Source organism: Ilumatobacter sp. (genome assembly GCF_046290335.1).
In the GTDB taxonomy this organism is placed as follows: domain Bacteria; phylum Actinomycetota; class Acidimicrobiia; order Acidimicrobiales; family Ilumatobacteraceae; genus Ilumatobacter_A.
In genome coordinates, this window is record NZ_JBKAGH010000007.1 from 190,421 (window position 1) to 215,316 (window position 24,896).

At 65.6% G+C, this 24,896-nt stretch carries 26 protein-coding genes and 1 pseudogene; 10 read left to right on the forward strand and 17 right to left on the reverse strand.

What is annotated here, in order from left to right; translation table 11 throughout:
* Positions 1–52: 52 nt before the first annotated feature.
* The 11 genes and pseudogenes from truA to ACE37B_RS21570 all read right to left on the reverse strand — a co-directional run bounded on the left by truA (position 53) and on the right by ACE37B_RS21570 (position 6,659).
* On the reverse strand, positions 53–943 hold the full coding sequence (gene truA / locus ACE37B_RS21520; protein ID WP_409925403.1) for a tRNA pseudouridine(38-40) synthase TruA: 891 nt from the start codon (positions 941–943) through the stop codon (positions 53–55).
* A gap of 13 nt (positions 944–956) precedes the next feature.
* Positions 957–1,322, reverse strand: a pseudogene (gene rplQ / locus ACE37B_RS21525) (50S ribosomal protein L17); the annotation flags it as partial.
* Between the two features lie 181 nt (positions 1,323–1,503).
* A complete protein-coding gene (locus ACE37B_RS21530) occupies positions 1,504–2,436 on the reverse strand; it encodes a DNA-directed RNA polymerase subunit alpha (RefSeq protein ID WP_409925404.1) in 933 nt (310 codons plus the stop codon).
* Positions 2,437–2,546: 110 nt separating this feature from the next.
* The gene (gene rpsD / locus ACE37B_RS21535) at positions 2,547–3,164 is read right to left on the reverse strand and encodes a 30S ribosomal protein S4 (protein ID WP_409925405.1); all 618 of its coding nucleotides are present in this window, start codon (positions 3,162–3,164) and stop codon (positions 2,547–2,549) included.
* A gap of 20 nt (positions 3,165–3,184) precedes the next feature.
* A complete protein-coding gene (rpsK, locus tag ACE37B_RS21540; protein ID WP_409925406.1) occupies positions 3,185–3,580 on the reverse strand; it encodes a 30S ribosomal protein S11 in 396 nt (131 codons plus the stop codon).
* Between the two features lie 24 nt (positions 3,581–3,604).
* Complete coding sequence (gene rpsM, locus ACE37B_RS21545; RefSeq protein ID WP_409925407.1) at positions 3,605–3,985, reverse strand: 30S ribosomal protein S13; 381 nt, start codon at positions 3,983–3,985, stop codon at positions 3,605–3,607.
* A 26-nt stretch (positions 3,986–4,011) separates the two neighbouring features.
* On the reverse strand, positions 4,012–4,125 hold the full coding sequence (gene rpmJ / locus ACE37B_RS21550) for a 50S ribosomal protein L36 (protein ID WP_015440432.1): 114 nt from the start codon (positions 4,123–4,125) through the stop codon (positions 4,012–4,014).
* A 9-nt stretch (positions 4,126–4,134) separates the two neighbouring features.
* On the reverse strand, positions 4,135–4,359 hold the full coding sequence (infA, locus tag ACE37B_RS21555; RefSeq protein WP_040493585.1) for a translation initiation factor IF-1: 225 nt from the start codon (positions 4,357–4,359) through the stop codon (positions 4,135–4,137).
* A gap of 254 nt (positions 4,360–4,613) precedes the next feature.
* Positions 4,614–5,240: a Crp/Fnr family transcriptional regulator gene (locus ACE37B_RS21560; protein WP_409925408.1), complete on the reverse strand. Its 627-nt coding sequence runs from the start codon at positions 5,238–5,240 to the stop codon at positions 4,614–4,616.
* Between the two features lie 89 nt (positions 5,241–5,329).
* Entirely contained in the window at positions 5,330–6,160 is an 831-nt protein-coding gene (locus ACE37B_RS21565; protein WP_409925409.1) for an SDR family NAD(P)-dependent oxidoreductase, read from the reverse strand.
* A 94-nt stretch (positions 6,161–6,254) separates the two neighbouring features.
* Entirely contained in the window at positions 6,255–6,659 is a 405-nt protein-coding gene (locus ACE37B_RS21570; RefSeq protein WP_409925410.1) for a putative quinol monooxygenase, read from the reverse strand.
* 114 nt (positions 6,660–6,773) lie between these two features.
* On the opposite strand from ACE37B_RS21570, the gene ACE37B_RS21575 reads away from it, so the two are divergent.
* Positions 6,774–7,538: an SDR family NAD(P)-dependent oxidoreductase gene (locus ACE37B_RS21575; protein WP_409925411.1), complete on the forward strand. Its 765-nt coding sequence runs from the start codon at positions 6,774–6,776 to the stop codon at positions 7,536–7,538.
* Positions 7,539–7,612: 74 nt separating this feature from the next.
* On the opposite strand, the gene ACE37B_RS21580 is transcribed toward ACE37B_RS21575, so the two are convergent.
* Positions 7,613–8,053 carry a hypothetical protein gene (locus tag ACE37B_RS21580; RefSeq protein ID WP_409925412.1) on the reverse strand — a complete coding sequence of 147 codons (441 nt, stop codon included), beginning with the start codon at positions 8,051–8,053 and terminating at the stop codon, positions 7,613–7,615.
* 144 nt (positions 8,054–8,197) lie between these two features.
* Between ACE37B_RS21580 and ACE37B_RS21585 the strand changes: the two genes are divergently transcribed.
* The gene (locus tag ACE37B_RS21585) at positions 8,198–9,553 is read left to right on the forward strand and encodes a cytochrome P450 (RefSeq protein ID WP_409925413.1); all 1,356 of its coding nucleotides are present in this window, start codon (positions 8,198–8,200) and stop codon (positions 9,551–9,553) included.
* A 10-nt stretch (positions 9,554–9,563) separates the two neighbouring features.
* Positions 9,564–10,217, forward strand: coding sequence for a nitroreductase family protein (locus ACE37B_RS21590; RefSeq protein WP_409925414.1), 654 nt, complete (start codon positions 9,564–9,566; stop codon positions 10,215–10,217).
* Between the two features lie 7 nt (positions 10,218–10,224).
* On the opposite strand, the gene ACE37B_RS21595 is transcribed toward ACE37B_RS21590, so the two are convergent.
* From ACE37B_RS21595 to ACE37B_RS21610, 4 genes are all read right to left on the reverse strand, one after another.
* Positions 10,225–11,088, reverse strand: coding sequence for a transposase (locus tag ACE37B_RS21595; RefSeq protein WP_409925415.1), 864 nt, complete (start codon positions 11,086–11,088; stop codon positions 10,225–10,227).
* 81 nt (positions 11,089–11,169) lie between these two features.
* The gene (locus ACE37B_RS21600) at positions 11,170–11,370 is read right to left on the reverse strand and encodes a hypothetical protein (protein WP_409925416.1); all 201 of its coding nucleotides are present in this window, start codon (positions 11,368–11,370) and stop codon (positions 11,170–11,172) included.
* A gap of 8 nt (positions 11,371–11,378) precedes the next feature.
* On the reverse strand, positions 11,379–12,815 hold the full coding sequence (locus tag ACE37B_RS21605; protein WP_409925417.1) for an aromatic ring-hydroxylating oxygenase subunit alpha: 1,437 nt from the start codon (positions 12,813–12,815) through the stop codon (positions 11,379–11,381).
* A gap of 75 nt (positions 12,816–12,890) precedes the next feature.
* Positions 12,891–13,529, reverse strand: a complete 639-nt coding sequence (locus ACE37B_RS21610) for an HAD family hydrolase (protein ID WP_409925418.1) — start codon at positions 13,527–13,529, stop codon at positions 12,891–12,893.
* Between the two features lie 240 nt (positions 13,530–13,769).
* Here ACE37B_RS21610 and ACE37B_RS21615 point away from each other — a divergent pair, with 240 nt between their 5' ends.
* The 7 genes from ACE37B_RS21615 to ACE37B_RS21645 all read left to right on the forward strand — a co-directional run bounded on the left by ACE37B_RS21615 (position 13,770) and on the right by ACE37B_RS21645 (position 24,081).
* Positions 13,770–14,804 carry a zinc-dependent alcohol dehydrogenase gene (locus ACE37B_RS21615; protein ID WP_409925419.1) on the forward strand — a complete coding sequence of 345 codons (1,035 nt, stop codon included), beginning with the start codon at positions 13,770–13,772 and terminating at the stop codon, positions 14,802–14,804.
* A gap of 159 nt (positions 14,805–14,963) precedes the next feature.
* Positions 14,964–15,884 (forward strand): SDR family NAD(P)-dependent oxidoreductase, encoded by a 921-nt coding sequence (locus ACE37B_RS21620; protein ID WP_409925420.1) that lies wholly within the window; start codon positions 14,964–14,966, stop codon positions 15,882–15,884.
* 263 nt (positions 15,885–16,147) lie between these two features.
* Positions 16,148–17,623, forward strand: coding sequence for an ABC transporter substrate-binding protein (locus ACE37B_RS21625; protein WP_409925421.1), 1,476 nt, complete (start codon positions 16,148–16,150; stop codon positions 17,621–17,623).
* 197 nt (positions 17,624–17,820) lie between these two features.
* On the forward strand, positions 17,821–20,397 hold the full coding sequence (locus ACE37B_RS21630; protein ID WP_409925422.1) for an ABC transporter permease: 2,577 nt from the start codon (positions 17,821–17,823) through the stop codon (positions 20,395–20,397).
* Position 20,398: 1 nt separating this feature from the next.
* Positions 20,399–21,244, forward strand: coding sequence for an ABC transporter ATP-binding protein (locus ACE37B_RS21635; protein ID WP_409925423.1), 846 nt, complete (start codon positions 20,399–20,401; stop codon positions 21,242–21,244).
* Positions 21,241–21,969, forward strand: coding sequence for an ABC transporter ATP-binding protein (locus ACE37B_RS21640; protein WP_409925424.1), 729 nt, complete (start codon positions 21,241–21,243; stop codon positions 21,967–21,969). The genes ACE37B_RS21635 and ACE37B_RS21640 overlap by 4 nt, the downstream gene beginning before the upstream one ends.
* Before the next feature lie 69 nt (positions 21,970–22,038).
* Complete coding sequence (locus ACE37B_RS21645) at positions 22,039–24,081, forward strand: ABC transporter permease (protein WP_409925425.1); 2,043 nt, start codon at positions 22,039–22,041, stop codon at positions 24,079–24,081.
* A gap of 13 nt (positions 24,082–24,094) precedes the next feature.
* On the opposite strand, the gene ACE37B_RS21650 is transcribed toward ACE37B_RS21645, so the two are convergent.
* Positions 24,095–24,784: a TetR/AcrR family transcriptional regulator gene (locus ACE37B_RS21650; RefSeq protein WP_409925426.1), complete on the reverse strand. Its 690-nt coding sequence runs from the start codon at positions 24,782–24,784 to the stop codon at positions 24,095–24,097.
* Positions 24,785–24,896 lie beyond the last annotated feature (112 nt).

Sequence of the window (24,896 nt, forward strand, 5' to 3'; positions counted from 1 at the left end):
GCAGCGTTCGACCGCACCGCCGACAGGCCGCGGTGCTGCCGACGGGCGCTGCTCAGCGGGTTCGCCAGGCGGCGTCCCAACGAACGCCGTCGTAGTCGACGTGCCAGAACGTGAGCCCGTTCGGCGGCGCGACCACCCCGGCGGCATGGCGGTCGCGGGCCTGCAGCGTGGCCGGTATCGATGACGCACTGCGGCGCCCTTCGCCGACCTCGACGAGCGTTCCGACGATGCTGCGCACCATCTGATGACAAAAGCTCGTCGCTGCGATCTCGAAGCGCAGCAGCGCTCCGTCGCCGTCGAGTCCGTCGAGCGGCACCCGTCGCCACTCGGCTCGCTGCACGATGCGCACCGTGCTCTTCTCTGGGCGACCCGGACCGACCTTGGCCCGGCGACAGAACGACGCGAAATCGTGCTCGCCGAGCAGTAACTCGCCAGCCCGGTTCATCGCCTCGACGTCGAGCGCTGCCGGGACGTGCCAACTCGATCGGGCCAGCACCGGATGCGGCACCGGCGCGGTCCAGACGTCGTAGCGATACGCCCGCGACGTCGCGGAGAATCGGGCGTCGAAGTCGTCGTCGGTCCAGTCCAGCGACCGCACGGCGATCTCCGGGCGACACATTCGGTTGATGGAGTGCTGGAGACGGGCGAGATCGACCGACGTCGGCAGACGGCCGCTGACGACCTGGCCCCAGCCGTGCACGCCGGCGTCGGTACGTCCCGCGGCCGACAGCTCGACCGGCACCCGCACGATCTGTTCGATCGTCGCTCGCAGGTCGCCCATCACCGTGCGCTGATCGTTCGCCTCGGCGAACCCATGGAAGTCGGTGCCGTCGTACGCCACGACCAGCTTGGCGTTGCGCGTGCTCGAAGACGCGCAAAGACCCTCGCTTCCGGGCGAACCGGACTCGAGGGCCTCAGCGGACGGCTCGGTGCCGTCGGTCATGATCGAACGATCAGACGAGCTCGATGCGCGCCATCTCGGCGTTGTCGCCGTGACGGGTACCGAGCTTCAGGATGCGGGTGTAGCCGCCATTGCGTTCCATGTAGCGCGGCGCGATGTCGTGGACGAGCTTGTACGTCATCTCACGGTCACCGAGCTGGCTCTGGATCTGGCGGATGCGGTGCACCTGCATCGGACCCTCCTCTTGCGCCTTCTTCGCCTTGGTGATCAGCTTCTCGGCGATCGGGCGAAGATGCTTGGCCTTCGCTTCAGACGTCGAGATCGCTTCGGCGGCGAACAGCGACGCGGCGAGGTTGGCCATCATCAGCTTCTGATGAGACGACGACGAACCGAATCGGCGGGAGCGGCGTGGGGTGGGCATGGTGTATCTCTTTCACTTGGCGTTCCAGGGCCACGCAGGCCCTGTTCACTTGGCGTTCCAGGGCCACGCAGGCCCTGTTCACTTGGCGTTCCAGGGCCACGCAGGCCCTGTTCACTTGGCGTTCCAGTGCCACGCAGGCCCTGGGTAGCTACAGACGTTCGTGTGTGTTCGAGTATCAGACTCAGCCGCGCAGCGACAGGCCGCGCTCGTCGAGCTTGGCCTTCACTTCGTCGAGGCTCTTCTGACCGAAGTTGGTGATGTTCAGCAGGTCGTCTTCGGTCTTGGTGAGCAACTCGCCCACCGTGTTGACCTGCGCCCGCTTGAGGCAGTTGTTCGGACGCTCCGACAGGTCGAGATCCTCGATCGGGAGCTCGAGGTCGGGCGAGCTGACGGCGACGTCGACGACTTCGCCGAGCTCGAGGCCCTGCGGCTCGTCCGACATCGTCGCAACCAAGTCGGTGAGGGCACGAAGCGTCGCACCGGCCGAGGCCAAAGCGTCGGCCGGGGTGATCGACCCATCGGTCTCGATCTCGATCACGAGTCGGTCGTAGTTGGTTGCCTGCTCGACACGGGTCGGCTGCACGTCGAACGACACGCGACGCACCGGGCTGAAGATGGCGTCGATCGGGATCACGCCGATCGTACGGTTGTCGTCTTCACGCTTGCTCGACAGGTAGCCGCGGCCCTGCTCGATCGTGAGATCGATGGCGAGGCGGCCCTTGCCGTTCAGCGTCGCGATATGCAGATTCGTGTTGAGAATCTCGACGTCGGCGGAAGTCTCGATGTCAGCCGCCGTCACGTCGGCGGGTCCGCGCACGTCGAGGCGAGCGGTCACCGCCTCATCCGACACGGAGGTGACGACGATGTCCTTGAGGTTCAAGATGATGTCGGTCACATCCTCGGCGACGCCGTTGATCGTGCCGAACTCGTGGAGCGCTTCGTCGAAGCGCACCATGGTGATCGCGGCACCAGGAATCGACGACAAGAGCGTACGACGGAGCGAGTTGCCGAGCGTGTGGCCGAAGCCCGGCTCGAGCGGACCGACGGCGAACTGACGCGGGTTGTCCCCCTCTTCGCCGAGGGCTTCGATGGTGGGACGCTGCATGACGAGCATGTGGTGCCTGACCTTTCCGGGAGTTGAGTCAGAGTGGATTGCGAGACGAACGAGCGGCCGGCGAACACCGACCTGGCCGTGAAGGCCGAGATGAGATGAACGAGCGACGGCTACTTGGAGTAGAGCTCGACGATGAGCGATTCGCGCACCGGCACGTCGATGTGATCGCGCTCGGGGAGGCTCCGTACGGTGACTTCCTTACCGCCATCGCCCTGCTCGAGCCATCCGACGAGCGAACGATCGAGCGTGTCGATGTTGTGCTGGATGACGATCATCTTCGCCGCCTTCGGAGCGAGGGACACCACGTCGCCCTTCTTGACGGTGTAGCTCGGAATGTCGAGGCGCTTGCCGTTGACCAACACGAGTCCGTGGTTGACGAACTGGCGGGCCTGCGGACGAGTCGAGGCCCAGCCGGCGCGGTAGGCGACGTTGTCGAGGCGCAGCTCGAGCAGACGCAGCAGGTTCTCACCCGTGGGCCCCGCGATGCGGTTCGCCTCGTTGTAGGTCTTCTTGAACTGACGCTCGAGGACACCGTAGATGTACTTCGCCTTCTGCTTCTCCTGCAGCTGGACGAGGTACTCGGAGCCGGCGTTGCGACGGCGGGTACGGCCGTGCTGGCCGGGCGGGAAGGGGCGGCGCTCCAGCGCCTGGCGGCCCTTCTCGTTCTCGAAGATGTTGGTGGACAGGCGGCGCGAGATGCGCACCTTGGGTCCGGTATAGCGAGCCATGATTCTGTGTTCCCTACTTCTCAGCCGCGCCGGCGCTTCGGCGGACGACAACCGTTGTGCGGCACCGGGGTCACGTCCTTGATGGACACGACTTCGATGCCGGTGTTCTGAATGCTGCGGACGGCGGCGTCACGACCCGAACCCGGGCCCTTGACCTGGACTTCGGCGCGGCGCAGGCCGTGCTCCTGGGCGGCGCGAGCGGCCTTCTCAGCGGCGAGCTGCGCTGCGAACGGCGTGCTCTTGCGGCTGCCCTTGTAGCCAGCGACACCGGACGATGCCCAGGCGATGACGTTGCCCTGCGGGTCGGTGATCGAGACGATGGTGTTGTTGAACGAACTCTTGATGTGGATCACACCGGTGGTGACGTTCTTGCGATCCCGCTTGCGAGGGCGACGAGTGTTGGTCTGCTTGGCCATGGTTCGTGATGCTTCCTTGCCGGATTACTTCCGGACAGCCTTCTTCTTGTTGGCAACGGTGCGCTTGGGGCCCTTGCGGGTGCGAGCGTTGGTGTGCGTGCGCTGACCACGAACGGGCAGGCCCTTGCGATGCCGGACGCCCTGGAGACAGCCGATCTCGATCTTGCGCTTGATGTCGCCCTGGACATCGCGGCGGAGGTCACCTTCGATGGTGAGGTTCGCGTCGACGTAGGCGCGGATCTTGTTGACCTCGTCCTCCGTCAGGTTGGAGACCTTCGTGTTGCGATCGAGTTCGAGCGCATCGCAGATCTTCTGCGACGTGGGCAGACCGATCCCGAAGATGTAGGTGAGCGAGATTTCCAACCGCTTTTCGCGGGGAATGTCGACGCCGGCAATACGTGCCATCAGTGAGTACCTTCTCAGTTCTTTCGTCAGCCCTGGCGCTGCTTGTGGCGGGGGTTCGTGCAGATCACCATGATGCGACGGTGACGACGAATCACCTTGCAGTTGTCGCACATCGGCTTGACACTCGGTCGTACTTTCATGGCTTCTCTCTACTTGTACCGGTAGGTGATACGACCTCGGGTGAGGTCGTAGGGGGTCAGTTCCACCTGGACTTTGTCGCCTGGAAGAATGCGGATGTAGTGCATGCGCATCTTTCCGGAGATGTGCGCGAGGACCTCATGCCCGTTGTCGAGTTCGACCTTGAACATGGCGTTCGGCAGCGACTCGAGGATCTTGCCCTCGAGAACGATCGCATCTTCCTTTGGCTTTGGCAGGGGACGTCTCCTTCACCCAACTGTGCTTCACACCATTTTCGTTTTCTCTTCGTTGTCTTCCCCTCCTGGTGGAGGGCCGAATTCGGCCGCCAGCTTGGTGCTCAGCTGGATACGACTGACGGCATCGTTCGGAACGGACTGCACGCAGACCGACAAACAATGCTAACGGTGCCCTCCACGCGTTCCACGCGCGCGTTCCACCACGTCGTTCTGGGGCAGGACGCTACGCGTCCGTCACGGTCCGTGATCGAAGGTCATCCCAGCTTGGCGACGAGGTCTCGCTGGAGGAAAGCGTGCAGCGCACGGGCGGCGACCGGGTTGAGTTGGTCGAGTGTCGCCAACCGCTCGTGTGGCCACTCCCTCATCGTCACGGTACCGACGGCTCTGCACTCCGCAGTGGCCGTCCCGCCTGCCACGAACGTCATCTCGCCGACGAGACTGCCCGGCCCGAGCCGAACGGGTTCGGCATCTGGACGGTACACGTCGACGATGCCGTCGAGCACGACTCTCATCCGACCGTGTGCCTCGTCTCGGACGATCACCGGCTCGTTCTCGTACGACACGCTCTCGCCCATCGACCACAACGACGCGAAGTCGAACGAGTCGAGGTCGGGGAACAGCCGGCGGCGGTGCTCCTCGTCGTCATGGGTCAACGCCGTCGCCCGACGAGCCAGGACGTACTTCGTCAACTGGAAGGAGTGCAGCAACGAGGTGGCGAGGTTCCAACTGACCATCGACCAGTTCCGCGTGATGAAGCCGTGGGTGATGAAACCGGTCGCCCCGACGATCAGGAAGGTCCGAAGCCAGAGAATCCGCCGGGTGAACGTCGAGGACAGCAGTGCGACGTACGCGAGATTGATGATGACGGTGCTCGTTGCCACGCCGGACACCGTACGTTCATCGGATCACCCCAGCGTGATGTCGGTCGATGCCGCGTCAGCGAGGACGTCGGGTCAACGGGGATGTCGGGTCAACGGTCGGTGCGCCGGGAGTACGCAGGAGGGCGGTTCCCGTGCTCGTCGCGCAGGTCGAACTCCTCGCCGAGATCCTCGACCCACTGGATCGAGCCGCTCCGCTCCAGCAGATCGGGCGCCATCGCGAGCGCGACGGCCGCACGACCCACGACCAACGGAGTCTGGAGGTGGCTCGTGTCGGTGTTGCGTTCGTCGACGTGGGCCATGATGAACTCGGTCCCGACCGATCCTGGATACAGCGTGCAACACCCCACGTACCTCGGCGCCAACTCGATCGCCATGTCGGCGCCCAGGCGGTCGAGGCCCGCCTTGCCGGCACCGTACGACGACGAGAAGTGGTACGACTGACCGCCCGGCGACGACACGTTGATGATGGCGCCCGGCGCCGCGGGCGTCGGGTTCGCCGCGAACAGCAACTCCGCGGCGTACCACGTAGCGACGTAGTGCGCCCGCAGCCCGATCCCGACCTGGTCGTCCCAGATCGACACCGGATGATCCCAGAATCCACCGCCCCAGGCCGGGGGATTCGGGATCTTGTAGACGTTGTTGACGAGGATGTCGAGCTTGCCCTGCTCGGCCTCGACTTGTGCGAACAACGCCGCGATCTGATCGTCGTCGCCATGATCGGTCTGCACCGCGATGGCCGATCCGCCGGCCGCTTCGACCATCTTCACCGTGGTGTCGATGCTGAGTTCGTCGTCGCCGGTCGTGCGACCGGTGACGTAGACCGTCGCTCCCTGCTCACCCAGCGCCACGGCCGTTCCGCGACCGATCCCTCGGCTCGATCCGGTCACTACGGCGATCTTCCCTGCAAGCGGTTGCGTCATGGCTGTCGAACGTAGCCAAGCACCGAGTTCCGTCACCTACCGGGCGCTCGCACCGGCGTATCGGTTTGTGTCAGACACAAACCGATACGCCTCGTCAGCGCAGCGCGAGCCACCAGTCGGCGACCTGCGCCGCGAACCGCTCGGTGTAGCTGCGGGTCAGTTCGTCGGCGTCCGCTGGCGCATCTTGTGCGTCGGTCGGCGCCAGGTCGCTCGCTCCGCTCACGGGGTCGACGAACTCGAGTCGGAACGACTCCAGGCATTGCCCGATGTGCGGCGACTCCGTCTCGTGGTGGTCGCTGACCTGATGCACGATGAACGCACGGTGGTCGTCGAAGCTCAGGTGGACGTAGTAGCTGCGCGGCGCCGAGCCGCGCCAGTACTCGTAACGCCGCATCGCCGGCTCCGACGCGTGTGTCGCTGCGTAGAGCCGCCGACAGATGGTTTCCCACCGTTCCTCCATGCCGGACTTGATGGTGACGTGGGCGAGCATCGTTGCCATATCCAACGCTGACAGAACCGGCCCATCTGCCAGGGATCGGAGCGACAGAGTGGGTCTGACCCACTCTGTCGCTCGGCTCGCTGCGACATTGCGCCGCTCGCGAGACTCGGCGGCATGGATCTGGGACTGGCAGGCGCACGGGCGATCATCACCGGAGGGTCGCGTGGGATCGGCCGGGTGATCGCGCAGACACTGATCGACGAAGGTGCCCGCGTGGCGATCTGCGCTCGCAAGCAGGAGTCACTCGACGAGGCGCTCGCGGAACTCGGCCCGAACGCCGTCGGCGCACCGCTCGACGTGGCCGATCACGCCGCGCTCGCCGCCTGGGTCGACGACTCGGCGTCCGCGATGGGCGGCATCGACATCGTCATCTCCAACGCGTCTGCGCTCGGCGGTACGCCGCGTAGCCCCGAAGGATGGAGGAAGAACTTCGACGTCGACGTGTTGTCGACCGTTGCGCTCGTCGATGCGTCGCTCCCCCATCTCGAAGCATCCGGTATGGGCTCGATCGTGCAGATCGGCACGATCACCGCCGTCGAGTACCACGGCTATCCCGGCGGCGGATTCAGCTATGGCGCCATGAAAGCAGCGGCGATCAACTACATGAGCCAACTCGCGATCGAGTACGCACCGAAGCGAATCCGGGCCAACTCGGTGTCGCCCGGCCCGATCTACATCGCGGACGGATCCTGGGGCAAGATCGAAAAGCACCTGCCCGACTACTTCGCCGAGAACGTCGCGCACCACCCGTCGGGGCGCATGGGCACGCCGCAGGAAGTTGCCAACGTCGTGGCGTTCCTGGCGAGCCCGGCCGCCAGTTGGGTCACGGGCGAGAACATCGTCGTCGACGGCGCCTTCACCCGCCGCCACGCCTTCTGAGTCCCGCCGGTCCGAGCCCCGCTGCGTCCGGACGTCGTCGATCGACGTGGGTCGCGGGGACACAGGTCCACGGATCAGGCGAACTGGTCGATTCCCCACTTGGGCTCGCCGAACGCGACGAGATCGGTTCCGTCCGCAAACGAAATCCGCACCGCGGGGTTGCGCATCCCCTTGGTCTTGGGGAGGTACTCGATCTCGACGTCACCGACGGGCCACTCGGCGACGGCGGCGACCGGGGTACCGCCGAGCGTCTTCGTCTCCTGGAACACCACTCTGGTCGCCGTGACCCCCAGCAAGCCGAACTGCTTCGGGAACTCGCCGGCGGCGCCTTCCAGGTGGTCGCCGTCGCTCTTCGACTTCACGGCGCCGATGGCGAGCGACACGGCGCCGTACCCCGACTTCCCCGACACGTTGCGGTACGCCTTGGAGCCGGGAGGCGCGACGAGCGCACCCCGTTCGATCGGTTCTCCAGCGATCGCGGAGGCCGCACTGAGGATCTTGTCCGTTCTTCCCATGCGCTCGACGGTAGAGACGCCCCGTCAGCCGCGTGTCACACGATTGCAGCGCCGACCGACGATCGGCGCTGCGCGATCGTCTGCCCGCTCGGTGCCACCGGTCCGCATCGCTCGGGCTCGCGACGAAACGCAAGACTGACGACCATGTCCGATGTCGCCACGCACGGCGCCACTCCCGAGGTTCCGTCGATCGACGATCTGGTGGAACGCAGGCAGGCCGCGATCGCGTGTCCCTATCCGGCCTTCGCCGCGCTCCGCTCCGACGACCCGATCTCGTTCAACGACACGCTCGGAGCGTGGATCGTGACCCGCTACGACGACGTGACGACGATCCTCCACGACACCGAACGGTTCTCGTCGCTGATGCCGACCGGACCGCAAGCGGTGGGAGGAGTGCTGGCCACCGCGATGGCCGAACTCGCCCAGGACCCGGAGATGGCCCAGACGTTCGAGGCCGTGATGGGCAATCGCAGTCGAGCGGCCGTGCTCCTCAACGCCGACCCGCCGGAGCATCGGCGTCAGCGGATCCTCGTCAACGGCGCATTTCGACCGAGCAACATCAAAGATCTCGAGCCTCGCATGGTCGAGGTCGCGCACGGGCTGCTCGACGACATCGTCGGTGCGGCGGGCGAGCGCGGGGCTGCTGAGATCGTCCACCGATTCTGTGTCCTGTTCCCGATGACGATCATCGCCACGGCGCTCGGCGTCGGCGACGACGACCTGGCCCGCTTCAAGCGGTGGTCGGACGACGTGGTGATGCCGGTCGGCAACCATTCACCGTCCGTCGAGCAGGTCCGGGGGTATCTCACCTCGAGCCGCGAGTTCGCCGACTACTTCCGCGAGAAGCTCGCGGCGCGCCGGCGGGAGCCGACGGGCGATGTCATCTCCGACGTCGCCAACGCCGAACTCGACGGCGAGCAGCTGTCCGAGGCCGAGATGCTGAGCATGCTGCAGCAGTTCCTCGTCGCCGGCAACGAGACGACCACCAACCTGTTGTCGAACATCGTCCGACACTTGGCCGAACGTCCCGAACTGCAACAGCGCATTCGCGACGATCGCTCGTTGATCTCGGGTCTTGTCGAGGAGGCGCTGCGCTTCGAAGCACCGGTCGGCGGACTCTTCCGGCAGGCCAAGGTCGACGTCACGATCGGCGAAACGCAGATCCGTGCCGGCCAACACTGCTGGTTGCTGTTCGCGTCGGCCAACCGCGACGAGGCTCGGTTCCCCGAGCCGGACGCCCTCGATCCGTGCCGAGCCAACCTCCGTGACCATCTCGCGTTCGGACACGGCGAACACTTCTGCATCGGCGCCTCGCTCGCTCGCGCCGAAGGACGCATCGCCACCAACGCACTCCTCGACCGGCTCGGTGACATCACGCTGGCGCCGGGCAACACGTTCCCCTTCAACGACACGTTCGTCCTGCGCGGCATGACCGAACTCCACATCGAATTCACCAGCCTCCCCTGGAAGCGAGACACCGAAATGAGCGACCCGAAATGAGCCACTGGACATGAGCGATCACCCGACTCTCGGCCTGAGCGCCGATGACGTCCTCACCACCACCCGCAGCGTTCGCAAGCGACTCGACCTGACTCGCGAGGTCCCACGTCAGGTGCTGATCGACTGCATCGACATCGCGCATCAGTCGCCGACCGGATCGAACTCGCAGCGCTGGCGCTGGGTGATCGTCGAGGATGCAGCCAAGCGCGCCAAGCTCGCCGAGATCTACAAGCGCAACTTCGACGCCTACGCGGGCGGCAACGTGTTCGAACCCGGGTCGCAGCAGGCTCGCGTCCACGAGTCCGCCGTGCATCTCGCCGAGAACCTCCAGCACGTCCCGGTACACGTGATCCCGGTGCTGGCCGACAAGATGGACGTCGGAACACCGTCGTCTCGACAAGCATCGCGGTGGGGCGGCATCCTGCCCGCAGTGTGGAGCTTCATGCTCGCGCTACGCGAGCGCGGACTCGGGTCGGCGTGGACCACGCTGCACCTGCAGGAAGAAGAGCTGGCCGCCGAGCTGTTGGGCATCCCGTTCGACACGCACAGCCAGGCGGGTCTGTTCCCGGTGGCCTACACGATCGGCACCGACTTCAAGCCGGCGAAGCGCCCACCGGCCGAGACGTTCATCAAGTGGAACGAGTGGTCCGACGAACCCACGTGACGCACCCTCACCACAGGTCATCGTGCCTGGCACGATGACCTGTGGGGCGGCTGATCTCGTCCATCACCCGGCCGTGTAGCCGGGCGAACACCTCGTCCGTTGCCAGGCGGGCTCTGGCCAATCGAACGGCGTTGCGGAGCGACTTCGGCGTCACTCCTCTCGCCGACGCCAACGACGCCTGATCGGCGGACCGCAGTTGGAGTGCCATCAGGGCGACCAGATCCCGCCCGACAGCCGTCTCGACCCACTCAGCTCCGAGAACGGCCGAGACCGCCGACTCGATTTCCGCGAGGCTTGTCGGCGTCGATGGCGCGAACTCTCCCATCGGCTGACGGTCACACGGCTGCGGTCCGATCACCTCGGCGAGGTAGCGATCTGGACGGATCATGCCGTCGAGCCGGTTCGTCGACAACCATGCCGGTGCCGTTCGCCGACCCAGGTACACGGGAAGGCTCGACCAGCGGTACGCGGCAAGGCCGCGTGGTCCGCAGATGGCGATCGGGTTGCGGTGGATGTAGCGGGCGGCCTGCACGAACTGCGCCTGTTCGACGATCGGTCGAGACCAGAAGCGCCGGGCGAACAACGGACCGGTTCGCTCCACCCGCGCATTGTGTCGCTTCGTGTACGTCGACTGCAGTTCGCCCATCGCCTGCGACAGCGAGGCATCCCCACACCACACGAGCAAGTGATAGTGGTTGCTCATCCATGCGAACGCGACCACCTCGACGACGTACCGCTCGACGGTTCGCTCGAGTTCGGCTTCGAAGGCGAACCAGTCGTCGTCGACGGCGAAGATGTCGCTGCCGTCGATGCCTCGATTGCCGACATGGAAATACGAGGAGGAACGAAGGTCTCGTGCGGGGCGGCCCATGTGCACCCCGTGGGTCCCCTTCTCCCGGGAACGGAAAGGTCATCGTGCCTGGCACCATGACCTGCCATGACCTGCGGGGGGTCAGTCGGCGGGGACGGTGCCGACGCGGTGGTTCGCGATCTGCGGGCCTCCCACCCAGCCACACAACTGCGGGTCGCACTCGCGGAGCTCGCCGGAGATCCAGTGGCCGTCGATACCGAAGATCCCCTCTTTCCCGTCCTGGGTGACCTTGATGTTGCCGTTGCCGTCCTGCTCATGCAGCGCACCGGTGAAGGGATGCACGATGCCTCTCACTTCGTCCCCCTCGATACCTCGACCGGCTGACCGGCGGCCGCGGCCTGAGCTTCGCCCCGCTCGATCCACTCGCCCAGCAGCGTGTGGAGCCAGCGGATCTTCGACTCCTGATAGTTGGAAAACGTCGCGCCGGGCTTGCTCGTGGTCTCGAGGCCCTTCTGCACCTTTGCCATGTTGAACACGTCCTGCTCGAACACCTTCGCGAGCATGCCCAGCTCGGTCGCCGTCACCCACGGGTCGTCGACACCCAACTTGACTTCGGCGGCGGGCGGCGGACGCTCACCGACGAACGGCGACAAGAAGAAGCACTCCATGATCGCGCTGCGGTGGTCGTCGCCGTTGGGGCGGAACCGATACACGATGCGGTTGAACGCACCCCACGGATGGAAATTGGGAAACGCCGTGTAGTCGATCGAGTCCATCATCTCGGAATCGCTCATCTGGTCGACCCGATCACCGGCGACCGGACGCCACCGCTCGCGGGCCGCCGCGGCAGCAGCGGCGCGCGCCGTCATGCCGTCGGCGAGCTCGAAGGGCGCTTCCTGGTCGACGCGGACGTCGAGCATCGAGCGCAGGATCTCCTGCTCCGACAGGCCGTGCTCGTCACCGAGCAGCGGGCTCGGACTTCCACCCGGCGTGATCACACGCGAGCAGTGATCCCACACGTCGACCTGCGAGTTCGTGTCGGCAAGGTAGGTCAGGATCTGCGGGTGCGTGGCGTTGACGTGGTACGCCTCGCAGAACGCCTCCTGGGCGATCTTCCAGTTCGCTTCGATCACGCGTGACACGTGCGCCTCGACGTAGCGGTTCTCGAGATCCCAGACCTCGAAGTGCTCCATCAACTCACCCAGGTGCTCCTCGATCGGACCAGCATCGGGGTCGGGGTTGATGAACACGAAGCCGGCCCACACCCCCACCCGTGCTTCGGGCAGCGTGAAATCGTCAGGGCGCTGGTCGACGTGCGGGAAGTCCCACGCCGCGGGCACGTCCTGCAATTCGCCGGTCAGCGTCCACGCGAACCCGTGGAACGCGCACCGGATCTCGGAGCAGTGGCCGTCGTACTCCTTGAGCTGGCGCCCACGGTGCAAGCAGGCGTTCGGGTAGGCCTTGATGCCTTCCTCGGTGCGCACGACGAGATACGACAGTTCGGCGATGTCGTACTTGATGTAGTCACCGACCTCGGGAATGTGCTCCTCGCGACATGCGAATTGCCACACCTTCTTCCAGAGGTGGTCGACCTCCTTGCGATGCCATTCTCGCGACGTGTAGCGCTCGATCGGAACATCGTCGCTGCCGAGATACCGCGGCGATTCCAGGCGCAACACGTCGGGAACGGGATGCGTGTCGGCGTCGAGCATCTGCTGATACGTGATGCCGGGCGAGCGGGCGCCGGTCTGCTGTCGGGTGACGTCCGTGGGTTCCGTTGTCGTCATGGCCCGATTATCGACCGCGCGATCAATTCTCGTCGTGTCGGAGCGCACACAGCTGCCGCCGACCGGCGACGAGCGTCAGCGCTGCAGGACGGCCTCGAGGTCGGCGAGCGCTCGACGATGATCACCGACGTGGACCGTTCGCCAACCACGCCGGATCGGCTCGACCAGATTCTCGGCGAAGTCGTCGAGGTACACGATCTCGTCGGCACTGCGACCGAGTTCACGCTCGACGGCGGCATAGATCGCCGGCTCGGGCTTTCGCGCCCCGACAGCGAACGATTCGATCACCGCATCGAACAGGTCGAAGTCGATGTCGCGCTGCATCGTGGGACGGAACTCGAGGAACGTGTTGGTGAGGAGGCCGGTCGCGTGACCGGCCGCACGCAACGAGGCGACACGCTCGATCATCTCCTCGACGATCGTGTACCCCCCGGGTCGAAGCAGCCGCTCGATCTCGTCGCCGGCCAATTCGACGCCGACGTCGCCAGCCCACGGCTGCAACCGATCCTGGATCTGTTCGACGGGAATCTCCCCGCGTTCGGCTCGGTGCCACGGGTGATCGCCGCTGTCGTGCGGGCCGAGCAGCACCGCCTTCATCGTCATCACGTCGACGGCATGCGTCGTCGCGATCTCCGACAGTTGGTTGGTGATCGAGGTGATCAGCACTCCTCCGAAGTCGAACACCACCGCTCGCTGTCGATCGGTCTCAGCCATCGGTGGCGCTCCCCTTCGTCGTCCGTCGCATCCGCTCGCCAGTATGTCGGTCGACGACACAACCGGCGAATCCCAACCGCCGCAGGGTGGGCGGCCGTGTCCGGCGACGGCGACGGCGCATCATCCGATCGCCGACCATCTCGCACACCCACCGCCGCACACGTCACAACACGTCGCAACAACCATCACGACGAAACCACCACGAATCACCACGACAGATCAGGACACGGAGACGACTACATGCTTGCAGCGTTGATCACGGGCAAAGAGACCATCGAGATGGTGGAGTTCGACGATCCCACGCCAGCACCCGATGGCGTCGTCGTCGACATCGCGTTCTGCGGAATCTGCGGCACCGACATTCACGCATACCAGTCCGGCCGGCCGTACAACCCGGCGATCTGTGGCCACGAATGGTCCGGCACGGTCTCCGCGATCGGCTCGAACGTGCGCGACGTCACCGAAGGCGACCGCGTCGTCGTGTCAGCGGCCCCTGCGTGCGGCAACTGCGACGCCTGCCGGGCAGGCCTCGCCGATCGCTGTCACACCGCATTCGTCGTCGCGCTGGGACGCGACCCGCTGGCGCCGAAGCACGGGGGTTTCGCTCCGCGCCTCGCGGTCGGCGCGAATCGGGTCGTCAAGACCGATCCGGGTCTCACCGACGAACAGGCAGCGCAGGTCGAACCCGCGACGGTCGCGTTCCATGCGGTCCGATGGAGCGGCTTACGACTCGGCGACACTGCGGTGATCCAAGGAGCCGGTCCGATCGGCCTCGGAACGATGCAGTGGGTGCGCGCCGCCGGCGCGGGACGCGTGATCGTCATCGAACCGAACGACCAGCGCCGCCAACTCGCGCTCGACCTCGGCGCACACGACGTGGTCGAACCTGGCGAGGCGGCAGACCGGCTGATCAAGGAACGCACTCACGGGCTCGGCGCCGACATCGTCTACGAATGCGTCGGCCGTGCGTGGGCGATCCAGACCGCGATCGATCTCGCGCGACGCGGCGGCTCCATGTGCCTGATCGGTCTCGCCGACAGCGACGCCTCCATTTCACCGGGGTCGTGGCTGATCAAGGAACTCAAGATGACCGGTGCGCTCGCCTACTTCCGCGAAGAGTTCGAGATGTCGATGGGCATGATCGCCGACGGACGCGTCCAGGTCGAGCCGCTCCACACCTCGACCGCGAGTCTCGCTGGACTCGACGAGGCGATCGCCGACCTCGCAAGCGGTACGAGCCAGCAGGCCAAAGTACTGGTCAACCCCAACTGGTGAACCTGGCTGCTCACGTCGAGCGGCGACCGCGGCCGACCGCACGGCGCTCGACGCAGCCACCACCCGCAGCCACCACCACCCATCCTGCAATCCAGCAATCCAGCAACCCAGCAACCCAGCAACCCAGCAACCCAGCAACCACCTCAGGAGATCACGATCATGAACGACTTCAGCGGCAAGACCATCCTCATCACCGGCGCGTCCTACGGACTCGGCGAAGGCTTCGCACACGGTTTGGCCCGCGCCGGAGCCAACCTCGTCCTCACCGCCCGATCGGAGGACCTCTTGAACAACGTCGCGGACGCGTGCCGAGAGTTGGGCAGTCCGAAGGTCACCGTCGCCGCCGGTGACGTGTCGGTCGAAGACGACGTCAAGCGAGTGGTCGCTGCCGGCATCGAGGAACACGGCAAGATCGATGGCCTCGTCAACAACGCCGGCGTGAACGACATGCGCGGTGTCGCGCCGGAACAGTTCGACATGGAGACCTGGAACTGGATCATGTCGATCGATCTCAATGGCGTGTTCATGTACGCACGAGAGGTCGGCCGCCACATGCTCGAGACCGGGGGCGGCTCGATCGTCAACATCTGCTCGATCATGGGCGATGGCGCCAACGAACTGAACGTGATCGCGTACACGGCGGCCAAGGGAGCCGTGCGCAACTTGTCGTTGCAACTCGGCTGCGAGTGGGCCGACCGCGGCGTGCGGGTCAACTCGGTGTCACCGGGCTTCATCATCACCGAGATGGTCCGGCCAGCCCTCGAGGGCATGGGGATGGACAAGTGGATCGCCAGCCGGACCCCCATGCGGCGCATCGGCGAACTCGAAGAGATCGTCGCCCCGGTGATGTTCCTGCTTTCGGAAGGCGCCGCCTACATCACCGGACACGACCTCGCCGTCGACGGCGGCACCAACGCTGCCCGCGGCTACTACCAGATCCCACCGATCCATCAGGAGTGGAACGCCGACACCGCGCCGCGCATCGGCAAGGGGTACGAAGGAGTGCAGCCTCGCCCCGACTGGTACGAGGCGATGTCGGCTGGCATCCCGGGCATCCACTACGACCCCACCCAGTCCTGACCGCTCACGACCCGGCAGCAAGGTCACGATGAGATCGCGATGATGCACCCGTCACCGACTCGTTCGGCGCTCGAGCGCGACGCCGTGTCCGCCGAAAAAGAAATCGTGAATCGCGACGCTCCGACTACGAGCGGGAATTGACCGATGAGTTACTTTCGTGTGAATCAGGTCACGCACATGCTGATCTGTGCGTCGCTCAGGGGATCTCGAAGCGACGGTAAAAACACTCACAAGGGGGACACACGTCCATGAAGACACGATCGATGAGCCGATCGAAGAAGGCACTCGCCTTCGCGTTCAGCTTCGGCCTCGTTGCCGCCGCGTGCGGTAGCGACGACGACGGTGCCGACGAGGCGCCGACCACCGAAGCCGAAGCACCCGCCGACGAACCAGCCGACGAACCCGCTGATGAGCCCGCCGACGAACCCGCCGACGAGCCAGCAGATGAACCCGCCGACGAACCCGCCGACGAACCAGCAGATGAACCCGCCGACGAACCCGCCGGTGAAGCCACGGGTGAGCCGATCAAGATCGGTGTCCAGAACCTCGAAGGCGACCCCAATGGGTCGTTCCCCGAGTTCAGCATTGCGATCGAGGCGGCTGCGGGGTACGTGAACACCGAACTCGGCGGCCTCGGCGGTCGTCCGATCGAGCTCGTGGTCTGCAAGTCGGTCGTCGCTCCCGACGACTCACAGCGCTGCGCCAACGAGTTGTCGGCTGACGGCGTGGAGATGGCGATCTCGACGATCAACTTCTTCGGCAACCACTTCTCGATCTACCAGGGCTCCAACATCCCGGTGATCGCCGTCACCCCGATCACCATCGCCGACTTCACCACGCCTGGCGTGTTCGCAGTCGGACCCGGCGGTGGCTGCCTCGGCGTCCACACCGGCCTCATCGAGTTCGCGACGAACCAGATCGAGGAACTCGAGGGCATCGAAGTGAGCCGCGTGGGCGTTCCGTGGGCTGACACCCCTCCCGGTGTCGTCTGCTACAACGACCTCGAAGCCAAGCCCCTCGACGTCATCCGTGGCGTCGAGCCCGGCGATGCAGCCCGTGCGGGTGAGCGTCCCGACCTCGAGTACATCGGCGTGCCGGTCGCCCCGGCGATTCCGGATGCGACCCCGCAGGCGACCGAAGTCCTCGACTTCGATCCCGACGTGATCGTGTTCTCGGGCCAGGGCGCCGACTGCTGGAACCTCGTCGACGCGCTCGGACGTCTCGGCTGGACACCGGAAGAGACTCCGCTCGTGCTCTCGGGTTCGTGCACCGACTTCGATGCCATGCGGGCAGCTGGCGACCTCGCGGTCGGCATCTACCTGACCGGCACCGAGAACGGCCTGCTCGCTCCGCTCGACACGCTCGAGGGCCAGCACCTCGACAACGCGACGGTGTATCAGACCAAGGGTCTCGAGTACGGCATGACCGAAGACGACCTGTTCAAGGGCTTCGCCGGTCAGGGCTTCTCGGCCATCATGGAACTGTGGTCAGCCGCCAACGACGTCGAGGGTGACGTCACCGGCGAGTCGATCGCTGCGGCACTCGCAGCGACCGATGGCTCACGGCCGTCGTTCGGCAACGCTCCGCTCGACTGCCAGGCAGCTCCGGCTCCCTACGTAGCCGTGTGCAGCTCGTCGATCTCCATCACCCAGTGGAACGGTGAGTTCGCCGAGGAGATCATTCCTCGCCTGAGCGGACTCGACCTGGTCGCCGGCACCGAACTCCGCCCCGGCGGCTGAACACCTGAACACCTGAACACCTGAACACCTGAACACCTGAACACCGGTTACCCGAATGCCGACCGAGGTCCTCGACCATCGGCCACGGCACATCGGCGGCGGGGCGCACGATCGTGCGTCCCGCCGCCCCGGGCGACGCTGCACACCGCAGAACGCCTCGTTGGATTCTCCGCTTCGACGCACCCAGGGGGCACTGCGTGAACGACATCATCTTCAACCTCTTGATCGGTCTCGGAATCGGCGCCTTGTACGCCATCCTCGGTGCCGGTCTCGTGGTCTCCTACAAGGGTTCCGGGGTCATCAACTTCGCCCACGGCGCCCTCGCGATGTACGGCGTGTTCACGTTCGACACCGCCTGGAACCGGGGCGAGTTCTTCTTCCCCTGGGTCGACTTCTTGCCCACCCACACCGTCAACATGCCGGTGCGGATCACGCTCAGCGACAGTGGGTCCTGGCCATTCCTCGCCTCGTTCATCCTGGCGCTCGCCATGGCGGTGGCATTGGGGCTGGCCGCCCACTTCCTCGTGTTCCGGCCGCTGCGCAACGCCGCACCGCTCGGCAAGGTCGTCGCCTCGCTCGGACTCGCGCTCTACTTGCAGGGCGTCGCGCTCCTCAACTTCGGCAACGCGTTCCCTCAACCGCGCAGCATCGTGCCGAGCGAGCCCGTCGAGAACTTCTTGTGGCTCGGCAAGACCTTCCCCCGCAACACGATCTACGTCGTCGCCTTCGCAATCCTCATGGGAGCCCTGATCTGGGGCGTGTACCGATTCACCCGGTTCGGGCTCGCCACCCGCGCCGCGGCCGGCAACGAGAAGGGCGCCATTCTTCTCGGTTACTCCCCGCAGCGGCTCGCGGCCTTCAACTGGGTGATCGCCTCGGTCACCGCCACGCTCGCCGTGATCATCGTCGGGCCGATCCAGGGCACCCTGACCCCGGTCGGACTCACCGCGCTGATCGTGCCCGCCCTGGCTGCGGCGCTGATCGGCGGCCTCCAATCCGTCCCGATCGCCGTCGCTGGCGGTCTCGCACTCGGATCCGTGCAGACGCTGCTCGACATCGAGCGGACGTCGTGGTTCACCGGTCCGCTCGAGTTCCTGCAGAACGGCGTACGCCAGACCCTGCCCTTGATCGTGATCATCGTGGTCCTGTTCGTACGAGGCAAGTCACTGCCGGTCCGCGGCGCCGTCATGGAGAAACGTCTCCCCCTCGCGCCGATACCCAAACGCATCTACGAACACGCGCTGGTGTGGGTCACGGTGGTCACCCTCCTGGCATTCGTGTTCGAGAACGCAGGCTCGCGCACCCGCTTCGCCAACTCGATCCAGACCGGCCTCGTGATCTCGATCGTGATGCTCTCGATCGTGGTGATCACGGGATACACCGGCCAGATCTCATTGGCGCAGATGACCTTCGCTGGCATCGCCGCCTTCTTCACCGCCCGCATGATGGCGGATGGCATCGGACGAGGATCCAACCTCGTCCCCGTCACCGGGCCCGGCCTTCCTTGGCCGATCGCCGGACTGATCGGGGTGATCGCCGCCGTGATCGTCGGTGTCTTGGTCGGTCTCCCAGCGGTCCGCATCCGCGGTGTCCAGTTGGCCGTCGTCACCATCGCCGCCGCGCTGGCCATCCAGTCCATCTACTTCGAGAACGCGATCATCACCCAGTTGCGCGCTGGCGTTCCGGCGTACGTGAAGGAACCCACGTTCTTCGGGATCGACATCGGGGCTCGAAGCGAACGAGCACAAAACGAGAACCCGGCGTTCGCCATCTTTGGCATGATCGTGCTCGCCGCCTGCGCCATCGGGGTAGCGAACATCCGACGCACCGGGGTCGGTCGTCGGTTCTTGGCGGTGCGAGCGAACGAACGGGCGGCAGCATCAGCCGGCATCAACGTCGCTCGCACGAAGATGCTCGCCTTCGCCATCAGCGCCGGGCTCGCCGGCATCGGTGGCGTGATGCTCGGCTTCAAGCAGGTCGAGGTGGCGTCGCAGAACTTCGCCTACGGCTTCAGCCTCTCCGTGCTCGCATTCGCCTACCTGGCCGGCATCACGTCGATCAACGGCGCGGTCATCGCTGGCATGTTGCTCAGCGGCGGGGCGCTGGCGGCGACGACCGGCAACTACTTCCTCCACGGCGCCAACCTCGAGAACTACGTCGGCATGGTCGGCGGTCTCGGCATCATCGTCACCGCCATCGTGCATCCCGAAGGCGTCGCGCCCTTCTTCAGTGCCCCGATGAGACACATGGGCAACTGGCTGGTCACCGCGATCCCCGGAGCCGAGACGATCCGCTCCGAGTACCGCGGGCCTCGCGCCAAGCTGGTCAAGGCCGTCTGTGCGACCGGTGTCGTCGGTACGGCGTTCTGGCTCTACAACGCGAAGTTCATCGAGAACGTCTATCTCTGGATCTTGTTCAGCTTTGCGCTGCTGCTGGTGGTCTCGATCGCCTTCGCCAGCGCCCTCGGATCGATCACTCCGTCGTTCGGATCGGCCGGAGGCCAGTGGGTCAGCTGGGCCAAACGGTTCGGGCCGACAGCGCTGGCCGGCTATGTGATCGGCTGGTTGATCTGGCCGATCCGACTCCCCGACATCTACTCGAAGGTGTGGATGCCGATCCTCGGAGCGCTCCTCGCGCTCTTCATTCGCTCGATCGTGCTGCAGATCATCCACGGACGAGCGCATCACGATGAGGCGCCAGCCGGACCGCGACCGCCTGAACCGCCCCCCGTTGCCGCCAAGACCGGCGACATGATCACCGCAGAGGTGGGATGACATGGCACTCCTCGAAGCCAGAGGCCTCACGGTCAGCTACGGCGGCCTCCACGCCAACGACTCGATCGATCTCGATTGCCACACCGGCAAGCTGATCGGTCTCATCGGACCCAACGGTGCCGGCAAGACGACGTTCATCGACGCGATCACCGGGTTCACTGCGGTGTCAGCCGGCTCGATCAGGTTCGACGGCGTCGATCTCGCCGGCAAGAGCCCCGACGACCGAGCGAAGATGGGGCTCACCCGAACGTTCCAGTCACTGGAACTGTTCGAGGACCTCAGTGTTCGTGACAACCTGATGGCCGCCGCCGAGCAACCGAAGTGGCATTCGTTCCTCACCGACATCGTGTTGCCCGGACGCAACGAGCGACCCTACGTCGAGCAGGTCGAGTGGGCACTCGAGATCATGAAGCTCGGCCATCTCGCCGACACGATGCCCAGCGACGTCAGCCACGGTCAGCGCAAGCTGATCAGCGTCGCCAGGGCATTGGCCGCCAAACCGAAGCTGGTACTGCTCGACGAGCCGGCAGCCGGACTCGACACCGCCGAGAGTCAGTTGCTCGGTCAGCATCTGCGCGAGTTCCTCGATCACGACATGAGCTTGTTCTTGATCGACCATGACATGGGCCTCGTGCTCAATGTCTGCGATTACATCTACGTGCTCGACTTCGGCAAGATCATCGCTCACGGCACGCCTGCCGAGGTGCGTTCCAACCCGACCGTCATCGCGGCGTATCTCGGCGACAGCGCCGGAGAAGCCCAGGCTCAAGATGGCGCCGCCTTCGGTGCCCTCGCCCATGACAAGGCCAACAACCCGGACCAGGAGAACAAGGAGACGGCGCTGTGAGCGACCACTTGATCGAGATCGACAAGCTGCACGCTGGCTACGGCGGCATCCCGGTCCTGCGCGACCTCGACCTCCACGTCGACGCTGGCGAGGTCGTCGCGCTCCTGGGCCCGAACGGCGCTGGCAAGACCACGACGCTGTTGACGATTTCCGGGTTGTTGACGCCACTCGAAGGAACGGTGACCGTCCTCGGCGAACAGGTCACCGGCGCCAAGCCGCACATGATCCCTCGGCGCGGTCTCGCACACGTCGCCGAAGACCGTTCGCTCTTCTTCGACCTCACCGTCGACGAGAACATCAAACTCGGACTCACCGGTGACCGCGCGGCGCGTCGCGACGCACACGAACGAGCGATGGAATTGCTGCCCGCACTGAAGCCGCTCGGCAGCCGCCTGGCCGGTCTGCTTTCCGGCGGCGAGCAGCAGATGCTCGCGATCGCTCGGGCCCTCGTGTCGAACCCCAAGTGCCTGCTGGTCGATGAGATGAGCCTCGGTCTCGCACCGATCATCGTCGAGCAATTGCTCCCGATCGTGCGTGACATCGCCGACCAGACCGGGTGCGGCGTGCTCGTGGTGGAACAGCACGTTCACATGGCACTCGAGGTCGCCGACCGCGGTTATGTCCTCAATCACGGCGAGGTGATGATGCAGGGTTCGGCCGCCGAGCTCTCCGCCAATCGATCGCTGCTCGAAGCGAGCTACCTCGGCGAGGCTGCGGCGCACTGACGTGCTCGCGCCGCGTTGCAGCGGCGCCAGTACGTCCCGGTCGTTCCCCGGCCACCGCCCGACGCCACGATGAGCACCTGGGCGTTCTTCGCATTGCTCGGCATCGGCACGGGCGCGCTCTACGGCGCACTCGCCTGCGGTGTCATCGTCGCCTATCGCGGGAGCGGCGTCGTCAACTTCGCAGTGGGCGCAATGGCGATGATTCCGGCGATCACCTTCGCCGAGTTGCGCGCCACCGGCGACCTGGTCCTCCCGCTGATCATCGTGCCGAGCCGCTACGACATCGGCGATCCACTCGGACTCGTTCCAGCGGGCGCGCTCGCGCTCGTCGTCGGCACCGCGGTGAGCCTCGCGATCTACTTGTGCGTGATCCGGCCCCTGCGCGGCACACCGCAGGTGACGATGCTCGTGGCGACGGTCGGTCTCACCATCGCGCTGCAGGCGTTGGCGGTCAAGAGCTTCGGGAACCGGACGATTCGCAGCGCCGGGATCCTGCCCGACGATGTCATCACGGTGCTCGGACGTCCGTATCCGGTCGACCGACTCTGGGTCGCTGGCGTCGTGGTGATGCTCACGATCGTCGTGCACATCGTCATGGTGCGCACGCGATTCGGGCTGGCGACTCGCGCCGCGTTCCTCAACGAGAAGGGAGCGGTCCTCCTCGGTTTCGATCCGATCCGCATCGGGCTCTACAACTGGATGGTGGCGGCGACGATCGGCGCCGTGATCGGCATCCTCGCGAGCTCACTCGGAGGTGTGAGCCCGTTCAACTTCAGCTTGTACGTCGTCCCGGCTCTCGGCGCCGCGCTGGCGGCGCGACTGTCGTCGTATCGGGTCGCGGTGCTCGCGGGCATCGCCATCGGTGCGTTCGAGGCCGTTGCCGTGCACATCGTGTCGCAACAGCAGGTGCCGCGTTTCTTCTTGGGTGGAATCAGTTCGCTCGTGCCGTTCGCGGTGATCGTGCTCGCCGTGGTCCTCGTCGGGCAGACGTTGCCGAACCGCGCCGCGCTCGTCGAACGAGCGAGCGTTCCTGTCGAGCGGGTCGCCTGGAAGCCGCTGCTGTGGGTCGGCGTGATCGCCGCCACGGCCGTTGCGTTGGTGTCGTCGGATGCGACCGTCCGCTTCTCCACGATTCAGTCGGTGTACGTCATGACACTGCTGTTGTCGATCGTGGTCCTCACGGGCTTCGTCGGCCAGGTCTCATTGGCACAACTCTCCTTCGCCGGATTCAGCGCCTTCATGCTCTCACGCTTCGACGAGACGCTTCCCTTCCCGTTCGGCCCGCTCGCCGCCATCGCCGTCACGACGCTGCTCGGCACGCTCGTCGGCATCCCAGCGCTACGCGTTCGCGGCATCCAGTTCGCCATCGTCACGTTCGCCGTCGCCGTCGTGCTCGACGAGTTGCTCTTCCGTAGCCCGTCATTCGTCGGCGTCGGCGGCTTGGCGACCGTCGAGCCGCCGACCATCGCTGGCGTCGATCTCGGCATCACCGGGCAGGGTTCGTTTCCCAGCCGACGATTCGGGCTACTCATGCTCGTCGTCGCCGTCGCGTGTGCCGCGCTCGTTCACAGCATTCGCCGCGGCCAACTCGGGCGCCGATTTCTCGCCGTCCGGTCGAACGAGCGCGCTGCTGCGGCATCGGGCATCAACGTCCCGCGCACCAAGGTGCTGGCCGCCGCCGTCGCGTCGTTCATCGCGGCGATCGCCGGCGTGATGTTCGCGTACAAGTCGACGACGTTCACCGGCGCCGGCCTCGACGCACAAGAAGGGCTCGAACTCCTGGCCCTGGCGTATCTCGGGGGGATCGGTTCGATTGCCGGCGCGGTCATCGGTGGCTTCCTCGCCCCCTCCGGCGCGCTCGCTGTCATCTTCCTCGGTGGCGGCTCGACGATCGATCAGTTCCTGTTCACCGGGGTCGCGCTCATGGTCGTCGCCATCCGGTTTCCGTCCGGTCTCGCCGGGGCCCCGGCCTCGCTGCGTCACCGGATCGAGCGGGCCCGATCGGACCGAGCGCCGGTGCGCCACGACCGGATCGACCACGAACGACCCCGCGACGCGGACTCAGCCGATGCACCGATCGTCTTCGACGTCGGCGATCGACCGATGCGATGACCAAGGGCTCGCGCTACACGGTGTTCGGCGTCGGGATGGGTTTCGTCTCGTCGCTGTCGTCCGGGTCGATCGGGACAGAGCGGATCAACGAGCCGCGCAGCACCGCCATCACGCTGTCGATGGCGCGACGATGCGCTTCGATCGAATCCGACGTGCCTTCGGTCAACCCGATGAGGATCAGACGGATGAACTCGCGGACCAGTCGGCGGTCCTCCTGCCGGATTTCGCCGGTTTCGATCCCGCAATCGACGATCCGCAGAAAGAACCGTTCGCGTTCGTCGTTGACGGAGTGCAACTGTTCAGCGATCTCGGGGTGGCGTCGGATGTCGGCGCGCACGACCCCGACGAACTTCGCCAGCGTCGGATCTTCGACGTTCATCTCGTGCGCCGCTTCGAGCACCGCCTCGAGCTTGCCGATGAAGGTCTGCTCGCTGGCCTCTGCTTTCTGGAACCGGTCGTAGATCCGCTCCTGCATGTCGGCGTTGACCGCCAGGTACAGGTCGAGCTTTGATTCGACGTAGTGGTACAGCGCGCCCGTGGTGATCCCGGCGGTCGCGGCCAGGTCCTTGTTGGTCACCGGGCCGTACCCGCGCTCGCCGAACAACTGGCGCGCGCCGAGCAGGATTGCTTCCTTGGTCGCTGCCGAGTCAGTCGCTGGCGGACGACCTCGGCGGCGAACACCCGGTTGCTTGGCGTTCCCCACACGATGAGTATGACGGACGACACACTTTCTTGACTCAGCGGAGGACGATTCCGCCCCTGTGGCCTGTGCCACGTCGGTTCGGCCTGTGCCACGTCGGTTCGGCCTGTGCCAC

Bases quoted from the DNA above. Each gene is read 5' to 3' on its own strand.
- truA (WP_409925403.1), bottom strand. From the start codon at position 943: ATGACCGACGGCACCGAGCCGTCCGCTGAGGCCCTCGAGTCCGGTTCG.
- ACE37B_RS21530 (WP_409925404.1), bottom strand. From the start codon at position 2,436: ATGCTCGTCATGCAGCGTCCCACCATCGAAGCCCTCGGCGAAGAGGGG.
- rpsD (WP_409925405.1), bottom strand. From the start codon at position 3,164: ATGGCTCGCTATACCGGACCCAAGGTGCGCATCTCGCGCCGCCTGTCC.
- rpsK (WP_409925406.1), bottom strand. From the start codon at position 3,580: ATGGCCAAGCAGACCAACACTCGTCGCCCTCGCAAGCGGGATCGCAAG.
- rpsM (WP_409925407.1), bottom strand. From the start codon at position 3,985: ATGGCACGTATTGCCGGCGTCGACATTCCCCGCGAAAAGCGGTTGGAA.
- rpmJ (WP_015440432.1), bottom strand. From the start codon at position 4,125: ATGAAAGTACGACCGAGTGTCAAGCCGATGTGCGACAACTGCAAGGTG.
- ACE37B_RS21565 (WP_409925409.1), bottom strand. From the start codon at position 6,160: ATGACGCAACCGCTTGCAGGGAAGATCGCCGTAGTGACCGGATCGAGC.
- ACE37B_RS21570 (WP_409925410.1), bottom strand. From the start codon at position 6,659: ATGGCAACGATGCTCGCCCACGTCACCATCAAGTCCGGCATGGAGGAA.
- ACE37B_RS21575 (WP_409925411.1), top strand. From the start codon at position 6,774: ATGGATCTGGGACTGGCAGGCGCACGGGCGATCATCACCGGAGGGTCG.
- ACE37B_RS21580 (WP_409925412.1), bottom strand. From the start codon at position 8,053: ATGGGAAGAACGGACAAGATCCTCAGTGCGGCCTCCGCGATCGCTGGA.
- ACE37B_RS21585 (WP_409925413.1), top strand. From the start codon at position 8,198: ATGTCCGATGTCGCCACGCACGGCGCCACTCCCGAGGTTCCGTCGATC.
- ACE37B_RS21590 (WP_409925414.1), top strand. From the start codon at position 9,564: ATGAGCGATCACCCGACTCTCGGCCTGAGCGCCGATGACGTCCTCACC.
- ACE37B_RS21595 (WP_409925415.1), bottom strand. From the start codon at position 11,088: ATGGGCCGCCCCGCACGAGACCTTCGTTCCTCCTCGTATTTCCATGTC.
- ACE37B_RS21605 (WP_409925417.1), bottom strand. From the start codon at position 12,815: ATGACGACAACGGAACCCACGGACGTCACCCGACAGCAGACCGGCGCC.
- ACE37B_RS21610 (WP_409925418.1), bottom strand. From the start codon at position 13,529: ATGGCTGAGACCGATCGACAGCGAGCGGTGGTGTTCGACTTCGGAGGA.
- ACE37B_RS21615 (WP_409925419.1), top strand. From the start codon at position 13,770: ATGCTTGCAGCGTTGATCACGGGCAAAGAGACCATCGAGATGGTGGAG.
- ACE37B_RS21620 (WP_409925420.1), top strand. From the start codon at position 14,964: ATGAACGACTTCAGCGGCAAGACCATCCTCATCACCGGCGCGTCCTAC.
- ACE37B_RS21625 (WP_409925421.1), top strand. From the start codon at position 16,148: ATGAGCCGATCGAAGAAGGCACTCGCCTTCGCGTTCAGCTTCGGCCTC.
- ACE37B_RS21635 (WP_409925423.1), top strand. From the start codon at position 20,399: ATGGCACTCCTCGAAGCCAGAGGCCTCACGGTCAGCTACGGCGGCCTC.
- ACE37B_RS21645 (WP_409925425.1), top strand. From the start codon at position 22,039: ATGAGCACCTGGGCGTTCTTCGCATTGCTCGGCATCGGCACGGGCGCG.